The organism is Legionella sp. PC997 (assembly GCF_014109825.1).
GTDB lineage: Bacteria > Pseudomonadota > Gammaproteobacteria > Legionellales > Legionellaceae > Legionella.
Map to the genome: position 1 here is coordinate 650,553 of NZ_CP059576.1, position 15,416 is coordinate 665,968.

Sequence of the window (15,416 nt, forward strand, 5' to 3'; positions counted from 1 at the left end):
TCATGGCATTTGTGAATTTTTTAAAACCAGCTCCATATCTTGATGAAATTCAGGATAAAACCGTTGTTAAACAGCAATATCGTTATTGGCGTATCCGCACCTTTTATGCCATGTATCTAGGATATGTTTTGTTTTATTTTACGCGAAAAAGTTTTATCTTCGCGATGCCTGCGTTGCAAAGCACCCTAGGAATGACCAAAACTGAACTCGGAATGATCGCTAGCATTTTGAGCTTAAGTTATGGCATCAGCAAATTTTTGAGTGGAATTCTGGGCGATAAGTCAAATCCCCGTTACTTAATGGCGATTGGACTAATTTTGACAGGTGTTTTTAATATTTTGTTTGGTTTGTCTTCCACTTGGTGGTTATTTGCAATCTTTTGGGGATTGAATGGTTGGTTTCAAGGCTGGGGATGGCCAGGATGTACTAAATTATTAACGCATTGGTATTCACAATCAGAACGTGGTCGTTGGTGGAGCATTTGGAATACATCACATAACGTGGGGGGTGCATTAATTCCCTTGATTGTTGCGATGTGCGCGCAATATTTCGGTTGGCGTTCAGCCATGTTTGTGCCGGGAGTAATCTGCATTTTTGGAGGCGTTTTTTTAATCAATCGTTTAAGGGATACCCCGCAATCGCTGGGTTTACCTGCGATAGAGCAATATAATAACGATTTTTCTGGTTCAACAAATCACCACCCAGAAAAAACAGAATTCTCAGTTAAAGAAATTCTTTGGAATTATGTATTAAGCAACCCATATATTTGGATTCTTTCTATTTCTTACTTGTTTATTTATGTGGTTCGAACGGCCATTAATGATTGGAGCATGCTGTACTTAACCGAAGCGAAGGATTATTCATTAATCACAGCAGGTAGTTGTGTCATATGGTTTGAGGTAGGTGGTTTTTTTGGAAGTCTGGCCGCGGGCTGGCTGTCGGATAAAATATTTCAAGGTAAACGCAATCCGATAAATGTGCTCTTTACCGCAGGTGTATTTGTCACTTTGTTGCTCTTTACATTCACTCGAGGATATACACCATTTCTCGATTCATTGTTTCTTTTTTTCTTTGGTTTTTTTATCTTTGGACCACAAATGATGATTGGTATGGCATGTGCGGAGTTAGCACACAAAAAAGCAGCGGCAACCGCAACTGGCTTTGCCGGATTTTTTGCTTATTGTTTAGGTGCTGTTCTGGCTGGTGCTCCTTTGGGTGCAATTATCAAAAATTACGGCTGGGATAATTTCTTTCTCACGCTGTTAATTTGTTGCTTGATTCCATTATTTTTGATGTTGCCACTCTGGCATGTGAAAGCCAATACAAGAGAGGGTAAATCAGAATTTTCAGGCAATTCTGAATTTGCTTAGTTTGCGTAGAATGAGTAGCCCTCTATCAAAAGGGGTAACGCACTGCTATATGTTCTTGTTTTACAAAAATGAGGATATTAGTGAGCTGCGAATTCAATTATGTAAAGAATAGGAAAAAAGTTTCAGAGATGTTATACAAAAGCTCTGGACTATCCTGACATAATCATGTGTAGGTGATATTTATTTACATTCAACAATATATCTTCCTACAAGCTGAGAAATAAATATAGCTAAATAAGCTTGGCCACAGAAGGCTTCCATCCAAGACAGGCATTGCATAATAGGGCCTGTAGCTACCACATCGCCAAATCCCACAGTAGTTAATGTGATGAACGAATAATAAATTGCTCGGGTCTCAGCATGGGGCTCCAAACCTGATATCGATTGAGGGACCAGTTCATAAATAAGCAAGTATAAATAGGCAAAGGTTAATCCAATAAAAAGATAAGCAGAGAGGGAACCAAATAAGGTTGTGATACTAATCTCTAATTTAATAGAAATATTGATTTGAAGTACTGAACTCCCATATTTCGCTTCGCTAATTCGGGCTCCCTATTTGAACCTGACCTATAATGCTAAATTACCCTGGTTGTTCTAGATTATGTTTCAAGACCGCTGAAAGCTTGCTCTTGGGAAAGGCGACAATCCCGTTCAAATTGTTCTATGGCTTGCAACGTTTTCGTTTCTAATACTTTAGCCGTCCTAATAATCTCTTGTCTTATATCTATTAATGAGGTGATGCGGGTCTCTTTTCCTATTTTCAAAAGAGTTGATGAGAGACGATTTAATTCACTTAGGGGAGTGTGCAAGCTAATTTCCAAAATTTGTTTTTTTAGTTCGCGATGCGTATTACTTATGGTTCTAATCTCTTGTAATAAACGACAATATGTTTCAAAAAATTTAAGCTTCAACATGCCGTTTTCGAGAATCAATATGTGGGTTTGATAAGTTTCTGGGGCGTAAAAACGCATGCTTTCTAAGGTGCTGCGTGCTGCTGGGAATAAACCGTTATAAGTGCATCGGAATAAAAGTGCCAAATCGCAGTTCAGTGCTTTGAAAACACACTGGTATACTTCATCAATTGTTCCACAAAATGCCGGGTCATCTGAATTTAAAGAAATCATTTCTTCTTTAAATAAAGCTTGGAATTGAGTATGGGCTTGTAAATCTGGAATGGATTTCGGAAAAAATGCAACATCACTTAAAGGACATATTTCAAGAGTCATCCCCGAAGTTTTAAGTGTTTTTTTGAGCTGGGGATAATCTGCAATATTTCTACCATGGGCAAACCAATCCAAATAATTTCTTGCAACTTCGATGGTACGTTCAGGGGACTCCGGCTCCACATGGGCAGTAAGAAAATACCAGGGATTGCCCATTTTTTGTCTAAAATGATTGAGTGATTCAAAAAATTCAAAAAAATTATCCAATGGAAAACCATCTTCTGATCCGGCAAGGCCTATAGTTGTTATCATAGGATTAGGATATTGTTGAATCATGTCCCATATTTTTTGAAATTCTTCTGAATTTATATGTCGTTCTTGATAATAGCGTAACCTCAATGTAGTGGTGTCACCAAAATCCTTGATACCTCGGGCAAGACCCCGATTATAGGCTTGGTTAAATTCAAGGAAAGTCATTTGTTCTTTACATTGAATCCAAGAAATTCCTGGCAAAGCGAAGATGACACGATGTTCATAACAGTGTTTATAAAATGCATAAATAATGTCTTCAATATCTTGCGGCGTTTGCAAAATATTTGAAATACGTCGAAAGTCTTTGATAAATTGATCAAGATTATCCGAACCAGTAAATTTCCATTGCTGAGTTTGGTCGTCGACCAAGTCATCGGGAAAAGGGATATTATTGCGGGCTGCTATTATTTTGGCTAATTTGGTATCGATCAAAATGCCCGCTTCAGCGTGAACATGCAAATCTGTTTTTGGCATTTTTTGAATAAGCAGGGTATTTATATCAATCCCTTCATCACATAAGGTCTGTAAATGATCCAAATCTTCTGAACTGAGCAAAGGTAATGAAATTGAAAATTCAGAGCGGGTTACTTTAAAAAATCGTTCTTGCATATCATCCTCTTTAAAATATGAGCCATATCCATTCTTGCTGGATATGTTCCCACAGCAACTTATTGTTTTCAAATGAAAAAATATTTAGATTACCTTTTTCAGCGGATAATTTAGTTTGCTGACTGCATGTAAACATGATCAGCTATGAAATTGGTTGTTTGTAACAGTATATTAAGATAAAGACGTCCTTGTTTCTCGTTAATTTTAATGTTTAAATTCTTAATGGCCTGATTAAAAACCGTAACGACAGTCTTTGGTCGGGATTATATTTTTTTTCAGGGAGGAAGAACTATGTCCAATATTATATTTAAAGCAACGCTGATTGGTTTGCTTAGCCTAGGATCTATAGGTATAACATTTGCTGCAGATGAAACCATGAAGGCCGAAAAGCCAACACTGTTTACCCCAAAGGATATGCAATGGAGCGAGGGTCCGAATTCAATACCAAAAGGTGCAAAGATTTCTGTATTAGAAGGTGATCTATCTAAAGAAGGGCCTTTTACAATTCGAATAATGTTGCCAGCTAATTACACTATTTCTCCCCACACTCATCCTGGAATTGAACATGTAACTGTAATTTCTGGGGAATTTAATATTGGTATGGGAGACAAATTAGATAAAAACATTGCAACAAAATTACCTACTGGGAGTTTCGCTTTTATGGATCCTCAAATGCATCATTATGCATTTACTCGAGGTAAAACTGTTATTCAATTGCATGGTATTGGACCTTGGGATATTATTTATATTAATCCAAAAGACGATCCAAGAAATAGCAATAAAACCCATGAAACTATGTAATTTATTAGAAACTGTAGGAACAAGCTCCATTGCCTCTTGCTCCTCAAAGTTCTTTCATTTTGCCTCAAGGATAACATGCACATATGGGCTTCAGACAACACACCTAAAAAACGGACCCACATTACCTCATTGAGCAAGGGGCTTTTTCAAGAGGAAGAGAGTGTGACAGGGGGAGATTTTCTTGTTTTCCAGGTAATGGGGTTATAAACTAGGAAGAGATTCTTAAAGTTCTTCCTGGTGTATACAAGTTAATTTAATCGGATTGCCCACAAACGCTCTTGGAGATGTATTGCTACGAGGATCCGCCCCATCGTAAAGTGCTATATACTGAGCACGATACCCGTGTGTAGTTTTTGTATATTTAACCGTTTCTGGTAGCGCATAAAAATATCCCATAAAAAGTTCACCATTTTCAGTAGGTTCAACAAAATAAATGGTAAATACTTTTTTATTTAGCGCTTCAACTATGTAGAGGTCTCCATATTTCTCTCTCTTTGAGCAGTATATATCACTACATTTATCCACATAACGCAGTACATGATCATTTATTTTTATTTTTAAATCATAGCCTTCACCTCGGGGATAACCTGAAATGACCATATGTTCGGATAAAGATTTACAATCAAGATTAAGTTGTGGGACACCTGCAAGGAGAGGTACAGAATAGTTTACTAAAATTAAATTAACTAAAATAATAATTAATTTTCTCACAATGTACACTCCATTATTTATGGTTTTTGCAGTGCTCTCGTTAAGTTAGTCAATAATCCATGATTCATACATGGCCTTAGCAATAGGGAGATTTATATCATATTGATCTGAAGGGGCAGTATACGCCCAAGTATAAAAAGCCAATTCATCATCTCTGGAAATGATAAATTCCAGTTGTTTAAACGTTTTACCCTTAAAAGTATAAGTAAAAACAAGGTATTCCCCATGAAATCTCTTGGGATTTTTAGGTAACTCTCCCTCACCTTGAGACAAAATTTTCGCATTAGATGCTTTCGTGGAAAGTTGTGTTTTTAAATCATCCACTATTTCTTTGATACTTGAATACTTACCTCCGGATTTTTTTGAAAGTATGGTTTGAATATTAACATTAACATGATAAGCAGCGGTTCCTTTTTTACCCATGAACACAATAGTCCCCTTTGAAGGAGAGACATAGGACCAATCGTCAGGATATCTGATTGAATATTTATTGCCCTTAGCTTCAAATAACTTGGGTAAAGAATTTTCTTGAGATGGTGTAGTACTGGGGGGCTCACTAGTTTTATTATTTATCATTATCGCTGCACCAGTAGGAACCACCTTAATATTTAAGATTTTCCAAGTATCATCTTCTTTTATTAAGCGATATTCGATTGGTGTTTTAGCACCATCTTTTGCAGTTAAAGTTCCCTTCACAAATCCTAAATTATTCTCAATTTCTCTTGTGTTAAAAAAATAGCTTTCATTATTTTTTATTGAGGGATATTGGTCTAAAAATTTTTTGAAATCATTTATAGAGGTGGTTTTTTGAAAATCTTTCGATGTATATGAGTACGCTTTTTCAATATTGCCAGATTGTAGAGCATTCAGCTGATGCTCAATGGTATAAACCAGCCCACTAGTAAAGTAAAATACGAGTGCCAATACCATAAGTACATACAATAGCAACCATGCTAAAACTGTACTAATCACTATTATTGCTGTTTTGAATGGTGAAGAGTTTTGGGTTAACTCCAATAAACCTCCTTGCTTGTCTTCAAACTTGTTAGTCACAATAAGAATCAAATCAACCAAAACCCAAATACCAAACCCACCTATTGTAACGAGCATTAATAATCCAGTGCCTATTTTACCGACATATAACCTGTGTGCACCCAACACTCCTAAAAAAAAGTTGAGGAGAAGTGCTGTGGTTGCTGATTTTGGGCTTATATGTTTAGACAATTGAATTGTTTCTTTTGGAGCTTGATCGTGTGATAAATTAGACTCATTTTTCGCACCACATTTACTACAAAATTGATCAACTGATTCAAGAGGGTTTCTGCATTGTTTACAAAAACTAGCACCGTCCATGATTTTCCTTTTTGGACACCTACTCGGCCATGACACCGAAAAATATAAGCATCACATTTGTTTTATTAAATTAATATGCATTATTTTTATAATAGGCTAAAAAACGATAATATCAACGCAAATAGATCGTAAGAGGCAAAGCGATTTCTTCTTTTGTGTTTTCTGACTTTTCGGGTATTTGTTTATTATAAATTCCTAAAAAATGCATTGCGTCACTCATAGTCAGCTTTTCATAGGGTGACTAATTGATTCATTGATATACGAGTACTCTATTCTACCTAGAAAAGAGTACTTGTATATTTCCAGACATGATTAAATCGTGGCACTACTATATCAATCAAAATGATCTGCATTCATAACTTTCGCCCAGGCAGCAACAAAGTCCTGCACGAATTTTTCTTTGTTATCATCCTGAGCATACAATTCCGCATAGGCGCGAAGAATTGAATTAGAACCAAAAACAAGATCCACTCGAGTGGCGGTCCACTTTAATGCTCCAGTTTTACGGTCACGAATTTCATACAAATTATTGCTTATAGGATTCCAGGTGTTGGCCATATCGGTCAGGTTGACAAAGAAGTCATTTGTTAGAACTTCTTCACGTTCAGTAAACACTCCATGCTTCGTACCGCTGTGGTTAGACCCTAACACACGCATGCCTCCAACAAGAACGGTCATCTCTGGGGCAGTCAGTCCCATAAGTTGGGTGCGATCGAGCATAAGCTCTTCGGCACTGACCGCATAATCTTCTTTAAGCCAGTTACGATAACCATCATAAAGTGGTTCTAACACAGCAAAAGAGGCAGCATCAGTCATCTCGTCAGTCGCATCACCACGTCCTGGAGTGAAAGGGACGGTGATGTCAAATCCAGCTTTTTTGGCAGCCTGCTCGACTCCGACATTACCTGAAAGCACAATCACATCAGCCACACTGGCGCCTGTCTCAGCGGCGATAGCCTCTAAAATCTGCAATACTTTTGCAAGACGTTGCGGCTCATTACCTTCCCAATTCTTTTGCGGTAACAGTCGGATACGTGCTCCATTAGCACCGCCTCGCATATCAGAACCACGGAAAGTTCTCGCACTATCCCATGCGGTAGAAACCATTTGACTAATACTCAGCTTGCTGGAAGTGATCTTGGCTTTGACAGCAGCAACATCATAATCTTTCTTACCTACAGGTACTGGATCCTGCCAAATCAAATCTTCCTTCGGTACATCAGGCCCAATGTAGCGTGCTTTTGGCCCCATGTCTCGGTGGGTGAGTTTGAACCAGGCTCGCGCAAAAACTTCTGAAAAATATTCAGGGTCTTTGTAAAAGCGTTCAGCAATTTTACGATAAACGGGATCCATCTTCATTGCCATATCAGCATCGGTCATGATGGGATTGTAACGAATGGAAGGATCTTCGACATCCACCGGCTTATCGTCTTCCTTGATATTAATCGGCTCCCATTGGTTGGCGCCGGCCGGGCTTTTCTTCTGTTCCCAATCATAATTGAGAAGCATATAAAAATAGCCATTATCCCACTTTGTGGGATGGGTCGTCCACGCACCTTCAATACCACTCGTAACCGTGTTACGACCAAAGCCTCGACTGGTTTTGTTAATCCAACCAAGGCCCTGATCTTCAATATTCGCCGCTTCAGGAGCAGGTCCTAAAAGATTTGTGTCGCCATTACCATGACATTTGCCAATAGTATGACCACCAGCAGTCAGTGCGACTGTTTCCTCATCATTCATAGCCATGCGTCCAAAGGTCACACGGATATCCTGAGCTGTGTTAAGCGGATCAGGGTGACCATTCACTCCCTCGGGGTTCACATAGATCAATCCCATTTGTACCGCGGCTAGCGGGTTTTCCAGCGATTCACGACTGTCGTCATCGTAACGCTTGGCGCCCAACCATTCTTTTTCTGAGCCCCAGTAAACATCTTTTTCAGGATGCCAAATATCTTCGCGGCCAAAACCAAAACCAAAGGTTTTAAGCCCCATTGATTCATAAGCGATGGTACCTGCTAACGCAATCAAGTCCGCCCAACTAATCTTGTTTCCATATTTTTTCTTAATAGGCCATAACAAGCGGCGAGCCTTGTCTAAGTTCACATTGTCAGGCCAGGAATTCAAGGGCGCAAAACGCTGATTACCTGTACCAGCACCACCACGACCATCGGCCACACGATATGAACCAGCAGCATGCCAGGACAGACGAACCATCAAACCGCCATAATGTCCCCAATCAGCAGGCCACCATGCCTGACTGTCGGTCATTAAAGCATGCAAATCGTTTTTAAGTGTCGCAAAATCAAGTTTTTTGACTTCTTCACGGTAGTTGAACTCCTTTCCCATTGGATTAGTCTTGCTATCATGCTGATTCAAAATATCGAAGTTCAAAGCATTGGGCCAAAAGTCCCTGGTCGATTCGCCTGTGACCGTTATACCACCATGCATCACTGGACATTTAGCAGCTGCGTTCCTATTTTTCCCATCCTTAGCCATCTCATCAACACCTTAATTTAAATTTGAACCTATAGCTTAACAGGATGGTCTGAGCAATCGAAGCAGGTCTTATTAAATATCTATAAAAATCGAGAGCCGGATTATGAATTACCGTAATATAAACGCAGTATGATTTCTAATTATCTTGATGGTCGAAGAGGATCCAATTTGGGCGAAATCATACCGTATAGACTTCAAAAGCAAGTGTGTTGGATAAGCTAGTTCACTAATGATGCTTTACACTCAATCGAACATTTCTTATCAGGAGAAACCATTGGTAACTATTACCCGCGGAGTTGATTGCAAACGAGGTCGCACACATGTCATCCAGTTGTGATTTAAAATCGAAACCATCACCTTGCAAGTTAGCAAAACAGACAATATCCAAATATCAATTATTAAGGGAGTTTTATGCCAAAGAAGTGAAAGGGCGACATCAAATTTAAGAATGCTGGAGTTGGTTGCATCATCGTTGTTTTGTCTTTAGGCCAGTATTATAAGTTTGGGTATTTACTTCACAAAAGGTTTGGGGTAAAGGATATGCATCAGATGCGTGATGTTTCTTATAGGGTTGGCCAAGGAGAACACTCGAACAAATTATATTATTGCATTTGCTAGGGTCGAACATGTTGGTTCAGTTCTGGTTATACCAAAATGTGGCATGTTGTCTTTATAGAATTAGAAATATTTAGCTTATAGAGAACACAATGAATTTTTTTAAAAAATTGTCTTTTGAGGATGAGTCTGAATTAGAATCATTTCTTAGTCGCTATCCAGAAACCTCAATGTTTTTACGCTCGAATTTACGTAATTCAGGTATAGAATATAAAAGTAATATTCCATATCACGGGGAGTATTTTTCGTACTGCAATTCTTTGGGGGAGATTCAAGGCGTCGTAGCGCATTATTGGAATGGAAATATTATGATGCAGTGCCCAGATCTAACTGCATTAAAGGAGTTATTCCATTATTTTAAATCGCATTGCTCTAGGCCCATTTGTGGGATCTTAGGGGATGAAATACAAGCTAAAATTGTGATTGATTTGCTGGAGATTAATTCGTCATCTTTTGCTTTAAATGCAACGGATGGTTTGTATCAGTTGTTAGTATCAGAAATGAGGGTGCCAAATTCGGTTTATCAATTAAAAAAAGCAAAGCACTGTGCTCCAGATATTGTAAAAAGATGGTTAACTGATTACCACGTTGAAGCTTTAGGTGCCGATTTAAGCAACCTATCTGATGTAGAATCAATAAATAATTCAATAAAAGAAGCCTCTAATCGTGATGATCTGTGGATCTTAGAGGATGACGGATTACCACTTTCTTTATGTGGGTTTAATGCCTCATTACCAGATATTGTGCAAATAGGACCTGTTTGGACGCCTGTTGAATATCGTAATCACGGATATGCTAGAGCCGTCGTTGCTTTATGCTTGTTGGAAGCACAAAAAAATGGGGTTAAGCAAGCGATACTATTCACAAATAATCTGGCAGCAGAACGCGCATATTTTTCAATTGGATTTAAGAAAATAGGAGAATATAGGCTAGCAATATTGAGAGATAAAATATCAAATTAATAAGGCGTAAAAATGAATCGAATTATTGAGACAGAGCGAATTTTATTAAGACCTTTTTGCATCGAAGATATTGAGCGATTTGCTGAAATTTGCGCAAATCCAAATGTGATGCGTTATATTGGTGATGGCAAACCTGTTAGTCGCGATGTTATTGCGGAGAAAATACATGAGTGGATTGAATTGTATGAAAAACAAAAATACGGTTTGATGGGGCTTGTTATGAAGGAAACTGATGAACTCATTGGGTTTTGTGGCTTTATTCATCAAACAGTCGATGAGAGCGAATATATTGAATTGGGCTACCGTTTAGATGAAGCATACTGGGGGAAAGGTATTGCAACAGAAGCTGCTGTGGCGGTTAGAGATTACGCTTTTAATGTGCTTGGGATTCCTATGTTGATTTCGATTATTAACCATAAAAATGAGGCTTCGAAGCGCGTTGCAAAAAAGGTTGGCATGCAATTGATGAAACAAACGAATTTCAAAAATGTTTTGGTTGATGTATTTTGTCTTAAAAGAGAAGAGGCCAGTTAACTGTATGAAAAACATTATTATTCGTGAGCCTAAAATTAAAGATAAAGAGAGTTTTTACAAGCGTAGTTATATTCCATCACATAATTGAGAATATAAAAATCACAGAAAATATTATCAATATTACAATAAATTTAGTGCTACTTTGCAAATTAGCTTGAAGAAAAGAATGCAAAAGCAACTCAAAGCGGGCTGGCTAAGAGCTGGCAAAGATGGCAATCCTAGCCATAAGAATACCGGGGAGTTGGCACGCCAGGCTGCATGTTTCTTCGCGCAAGATATGGAATAATGAATAAAATAGTTGGGACAGAGAAAATTCATTATTAACTGAGGGTTCACTGTATTTGATTGATTATTGTTCATTATGGTATGATTTTGATTTTTAGCATAATTGGAGATATGAATGTTTTATAAAGTAGAGTTTCCAAAAATATCTGAGCAAAAGATGAAAGAATATGAATCTAAGTGGGGTTGTTTTAAACAATGGGAGGCAGATGAACGTAAATTATTCTTTGGAACTGAAGGAAAAAAAATGAATCAAAATGCTTTCTTCTATCAACCAGAGCCTACTTATGAGGGGCCAAGTCGTATCAGTGAAGATCCTCGTGTTAAATAGTGTCCCAAATTTTAAAATGGTTTGGGACAAGTTGCGACATATAAACTTCAGTATTTACAATGTGTCTCGGATGTCCCAATTGCCCCAGTAATTATTTCTTCAAGTTCAGCTTATTCCGAGATTTTATTTTTTATTACACTTATCTCACGGCATTGAGAAAAATGAATTAGCTCTTTGCGTCGCTGGGAGATATTGAGCTCAAACCCAAAAACCCATTACCTTGCAAGATACTAAGAACCACGAAATCCACCCCCTGCTTATATCTGATTTTGTTTATGAGTTAATGGGGCGAGGAAGCCGGAATAAGATTTAGGGAGTTTGTATGCCAGCAGAAAGTAAAACGGTTATATCTATCCAACCTATAAAAGCGGTGAATTGGGTGGTGGAATTATTAGGTGTTCCCTTATTTGCATGATCTGAGAAAAACATTCGTCACTATTTACTAATTGCCTTGATCTACCCCTTATGACTTGAAGCGATTACTCAATCACAAAATGAATAATGAGGTGACAGAAGGGTATATCATGAAAGACGGAGTGATTAAGAAAACCCATGCAATAAGTAAATAATTTTATTCTTGGGCATAGAGAAGGCTGAGTTCAGTTAACCCAAAAAATTGAATCGCTTGCACCGTTGCTCTAACAATTCCAGATATTTTTCCTGCATCGGTTGAGATATAAAACTGAAACTAATCAGCTCTTGCCATTTCGGTATTACCTGATGGAACTCTTGTATGATCCCATCGATGACATTCTGGTTTAATCTTAATTTTTCAATGGCAAAATATTTAAGAAAATCACTCTGCATTAATTCACCATAAATTCCTGTTATAGCGGTAAATTTAATTGTTTTCCTGTTTTTCCCATATCTATTGAGTATAAATTTGTAAAAATTACTGTTATCGCGGTAAATTATCACGGGACTAATGGATACCCACGAATTTGAATTTATAATAGGCAGTAAATATGGGATCGAGTCACGCCAAACTAGCTATAAGGCTTTTTGCCCGCTTATGATTTAAACTGACTTTCTTAATCATAAAATAAATAACGATATTACAGCTCGAGAAAGCAATGCAGCAAATTTCTAATTTTTTAGTAAAAAAATGACTGAGCTTGCGACGAATAACCGCACATAAATTATGTTCTGTCAAAAGAGCAGTCAAAAGAATTTTTCAGTGCTGCTGGATCTCAGATAAAACACATTCCTGAAAATAGGAACGTTGAGGTTTTGAATGATTTCGTGGTTGAATACTTTAAAGCGTAATGGCTATTTCCTAGCAACTCAATAGCTTGAACTTTAAACTCTTTTATATACGTTTCTGCCATTATTACCCCTTGTGGATTAGTTTTGTCTTTTAAACAAGGGTACGGCTATTCGAAGAAAGATCACTTATTTGTTTAAAGAATAATGCAAGCTATTTTAGCTGCTTTATTGGCATTTTATTGGAAATAAACACTCTCGTTCGAGTGTATGAAACAATTATTTATTCATGAGGCATTCTTCGGAGCCAATCCTCAATGTAGGTACTGGTTTCTCCGATAGTACTTACTGCTTGGAAATAAAGCTCTTCAAATAATTCACGTTGCCCAGTTTTCCAGTAGCGTTCAACATATTGGCAGGCATACTTCATTCGTCTCAAACCAAGATAAACACTACCCCCTTTGATTTTATGGGCTAATTTTTCAATGGATGTAAAATCTTGCTTTGAGAACGCCAATTTCATCTGTTCTAAATCAGAAGGAATTTCATTAGTTACCATCAAGTAAAGCATATTTTTAAATAATGATTCATTTCCTCCGCAGTTTTTAATTCCCTCCTCAATGTGTAGTAGTTCAAACTGTTCTAATTGAAATAAATCTTCTTCTGTTGCAGGAAGATCTGCCCCAGGATCTTTGTAAACAGTGTCCTCTGGTTCAGTTATTGGTATTGAAAGATTAGTGGAGTATGTATCAATCAACTTTTGGATAAGAGCCGCATTGGCAGGCTTGGTAAAGACATCGTTCATCCCTGATGCAATACATTCCTTATAGGCTGTATCGCGAGCATGTCCGGTTAATCCTACAATAGGATGTGGGTCTAGGTTATATTCTTTCTCCCATGAACGAACTAAGGAGCAAAAATCTGTACCAGAAATCCCAGGTAAGCCAATATCTGTAATTATTAAATCGAAATGGGTAGACTTTATTAAATCTAAAGCATCTTCTCCATTTGTTGCTGATAAATACCGGCAACCTGCTTTGGAGACTAAAGATTCCAGTACTCTGAGTGCGGTTGCATTATCCTCGATTAATAAGCAATAGGGTAACGGGGCAGGGGGCTTGTTAATTTTTGGGGTCGGTGAAGGAGTACTATTATCCTCATTTTTTTGGCTTAATGAGGAAATGGACTTTTCTGTAGCCGTTTGGCACTGTAAATCAAATTGAAAAGTACTTCCTACACCTTCTTTACTAATTAAAGTGATTTGTCCACCTAATAAATGGACATAAGTTCTTGCAATGTGTAATCCTAAACCATGGCCTTTATAAACCCCTTTATAAGAGGGAGTCGAGCGAAAAAAACGATCAAAGACTTTGTCTTGAAATTCTTGAGGAATACCAATACCCGTGTCGGAAACACTAAATTTCATTTTTATCATTTCATTGTTTTGTTCAACGCATTGTACCTTAACTGTAATGTGACCTGATTGGGTGAATTTAATCGAATTACCCAATAAATTTAAAAGGATACGCTGAATTTTTTTACGGTCGCCTATGATTTTTTGTGGAATGGCTTTATCTATTTCGACAAAGAGCCCAAGATGCTTGGTCGTAGTTGTGGGGCGTTCAAGTTTGATTAAATCATCGATACATTCATATAAATTGAATAGTTTTTGATGTAATCTTCCATCATTAAAACTCCCTGCCTTAGCATCATCGAGGATGTCATTTAACATGGCGAGGAGTTCTTCGCCACTTTCATGTATGATATGAGCTTCAGTTTTATGCTCTATGTTATCTAAGGCGTTCTCTAATAGTTCTGCCATTCCGATAACTCCAGTTAATGGAGTTCGAATGTCATGTCCCATGTTGGCGATAAACTCAGTTTTAGCACGATCAGCTGCTTCTGCTGCTTCTTTTGCTAATTTCAGATCCATTTCCATTTTTTTTCTTTCGGTAATGTTGGTTGAGATACCCAGCATTCCTATAATAGTACCATCAGGGCCATGCAACGGTACTTTGTTCGACAAGTAGACAAGCTTTGTGCCATCTGGTTGATATAATGGTTCTTCAATACTTAAGGAAATTCCATTCTCCATCACCGATTTATCTGATTTCTTATAAAAAGCTGCGGATTTTTTATCATATAAATCTGCATATGTTTTACCTACGATATCATGGCGAGAAGGTAAGTTGAATAATTCGGCCATGCTGTTACTGCAGCCTAAATAGACATAATCTCTATTCATCCAATAAACGCTTACGGGAATTTCTGAAATGATGGATTCAAGATAATCAAAGTTATCCATAGTGTCATTTGGATTGGAACGATCATGTTTTTGTAACGGTTTCTGTTCACCAAAATCTGTCTTTGCCTTAGCCTTTGATTGTTCTTCACAGACAATTAACGCATAGCAACTGTACTGCTTCTTCTTGATTAGTAGGGTTATTTGCTCCAGGCTTGCATGAGTTAGTTTATTTAGGTCATCGTTTGAGCAATAAGACGTTAAAAAGGTACCAATAATTTGATTTTTCTTTATAGGAAACTTATGTTCAGCACAGAGATTGATATCACTAATGAGATAGTGTTCAGACACAGTGATAATTGGTTCTTGAGCCATTTGTAGAATCGTTGATAATGCTTGTTTATCTATAGCTATCATTTCATTTAAAAT

The 15,416-nt window shown here is 37.6% G+C and carries 11 protein-coding genes and 1 pseudogene; 5 read left to right on the top strand and 7 right to left on the bottom strand.

Features of this window, described 5'->3' with window-relative positions:
* The first annotated feature begins 2 nt into the window (after window positions 1–2).
* On the top strand, window positions 3–1,370 hold the full coding sequence (pgtP, locus tag HBNCFIEN_RS02625) for an MFS transporter (RefSeq protein WP_182392601.1): 1,368 nt from the start codon (window positions 3–5) through the stop codon (window positions 1,368–1,370).
* A 180-nt stretch (window positions 1,371–1,550) separates the two neighbouring features.
* Here pgtP and HBNCFIEN_RS17830 read toward each other — a convergent pair whose 3' ends face one another.
* Both HBNCFIEN_RS17830 and HBNCFIEN_RS02635 read right to left on the bottom strand, forming a co-directional pair.
* Entirely contained in the window at window positions 1,551–1,781 is a 231-nt protein-coding gene (locus tag HBNCFIEN_RS17830; protein ID WP_182392602.1) for a potassium channel family protein, read from the bottom strand.
* Between the two features lie 188 nt (window positions 1,782–1,969).
* Window positions 1,970–3,454, bottom strand: coding sequence for a hypothetical protein (locus HBNCFIEN_RS02635; protein ID WP_182392603.1), 1,485 nt, complete (start codon window positions 3,452–3,454; stop codon window positions 1,970–1,972).
* A gap of 291 nt (window positions 3,455–3,745) precedes the next feature.
* On the opposite strand from HBNCFIEN_RS02635, the gene HBNCFIEN_RS02640 reads away from it, so the two are divergent.
* Window positions 3,746–4,255: a cupin domain-containing protein gene (locus HBNCFIEN_RS02640; protein WP_182392604.1), complete on the top strand. Its 510-nt coding sequence runs from the start codon at window positions 3,746–3,748 to the stop codon at window positions 4,253–4,255.
* 222 nt (window positions 4,256–4,477) lie between these two features.
* Here the strand turns inward: HBNCFIEN_RS02640 and HBNCFIEN_RS02645 are convergent, their stop codons facing one another.
* The 3 genes from HBNCFIEN_RS02645 to katG form a co-directional block, all read right to left on the bottom strand.
* Window positions 4,478–4,966, bottom strand: coding sequence for a hypothetical protein (locus HBNCFIEN_RS02645; RefSeq protein ID WP_182392605.1), 489 nt, complete (start codon window positions 4,964–4,966; stop codon window positions 4,478–4,480).
* A 45-nt stretch (window positions 4,967–5,011) separates the two neighbouring features.
* Complete coding sequence (locus HBNCFIEN_RS02650) at window positions 5,012–6,319, bottom strand: DUF4864 domain-containing protein (protein ID WP_182392606.1); 1,308 nt, start codon at window positions 6,317–6,319, stop codon at window positions 5,012–5,014.
* A gap of 333 nt (window positions 6,320–6,652) precedes the next feature.
* The gene (gene katG / locus HBNCFIEN_RS02655; RefSeq protein ID WP_182392607.1) at window positions 6,653–8,818 is read right to left on the bottom strand and encodes a catalase/peroxidase HPI; all 2,166 of its coding nucleotides are present in this window, start codon (window positions 8,816–8,818) and stop codon (window positions 6,653–6,655) included.
* A gap of 707 nt (window positions 8,819–9,525) precedes the next feature.
* Here katG and HBNCFIEN_RS02660 point away from each other — a divergent pair.
* From HBNCFIEN_RS02660 to HBNCFIEN_RS02670, 3 genes are all read left to right on the top strand, one after another.
* The gene (locus HBNCFIEN_RS02660; RefSeq protein ID WP_182392608.1) at window positions 9,526–10,395 is read left to right on the top strand and encodes a GNAT family N-acetyltransferase; all 870 of its coding nucleotides are present in this window, start codon (window positions 9,526–9,528) and stop codon (window positions 10,393–10,395) included.
* Window positions 10,396–10,407: 12 nt separating this feature from the next.
* On the top strand, window positions 10,408–10,929 hold the full coding sequence (locus HBNCFIEN_RS02665; RefSeq protein ID WP_182392609.1) for a GNAT family N-acetyltransferase: 522 nt from the start codon (window positions 10,408–10,410) through the stop codon (window positions 10,927–10,929).
* A gap of 400 nt (window positions 10,930–11,329) precedes the next feature.
* Window positions 11,330–11,542 (top strand): hypothetical protein, encoded by a 213-nt coding sequence (locus HBNCFIEN_RS02670; RefSeq protein WP_182392610.1) that lies wholly within the window; start codon window positions 11,330–11,332, stop codon window positions 11,540–11,542.
* A gap of 603 nt (window positions 11,543–12,145) precedes the next feature.
* Here HBNCFIEN_RS02670 and HBNCFIEN_RS02675 read toward each other — a convergent pair.
* A pseudogene (locus HBNCFIEN_RS02675) lies at window positions 12,146–12,352 on the bottom strand (type II toxin-antitoxin system HipA family toxin); the annotation flags it as partial.
* A gap of 676 nt (window positions 12,353–13,028) precedes the next feature.
* Entirely contained in the window at window positions 13,029–15,404 is a 2,376-nt protein-coding gene (locus tag HBNCFIEN_RS02680) for an ATP-binding protein (protein ID WP_182392611.1), read from the bottom strand.
* Window positions 15,405–15,416: the final 12 nt, after the last annotated feature.

Excerpts from the sequence above, each read along its gene's own strand:
- katG (WP_182392607.1), bottom strand. The coding sequence starts at position 8,818 with ATGGCTAAGGATGGGAAAAATAGGAACGCAGCTGCTAAATGTCCAGTG.
- pgtP (WP_182392601.1), top strand. The coding sequence starts at position 3 with ATGGCATTTGTGAATTTTTTAAAACCAGCTCCATATCTTGATGAAATT.
- HBNCFIEN_RS02665 (WP_182392609.1), top strand. The coding sequence starts at position 10,408 with ATGAATCGAATTATTGAGACAGAGCGAATTTTATTAAGACCTTTTTGC.
- HBNCFIEN_RS02650 (WP_182392606.1), bottom strand. The coding sequence starts at position 6,319 with ATGGACGGTGCTAGTTTTTGTAAACAATGCAGAAACCCTCTTGAATCA.
- HBNCFIEN_RS02635 (WP_182392603.1), bottom strand. The coding sequence starts at position 3,454 with ATGCAAGAACGATTTTTTAAAGTAACCCGCTCTGAATTTTCAATTTCA.
- HBNCFIEN_RS02640 (WP_182392604.1), top strand. The coding sequence starts at position 3,746 with ATGTCCAATATTATATTTAAAGCAACGCTGATTGGTTTGCTTAGCCTA.
- HBNCFIEN_RS02660 (WP_182392608.1), top strand. The coding sequence starts at position 9,526 with ATGAATTTTTTTAAAAAATTGTCTTTTGAGGATGAGTCTGAATTAGAA.
- HBNCFIEN_RS02680 (WP_182392611.1), bottom strand. The coding sequence starts at position 15,404 with ATGATAGCTATAGATAAACAAGCATTATCAACGATTCTACAAATGGCT.
- HBNCFIEN_RS02670 (WP_182392610.1), top strand. The coding sequence starts at position 11,330 with ATGTTTTATAAAGTAGAGTTTCCAAAAATATCTGAGCAAAAGATGAAA.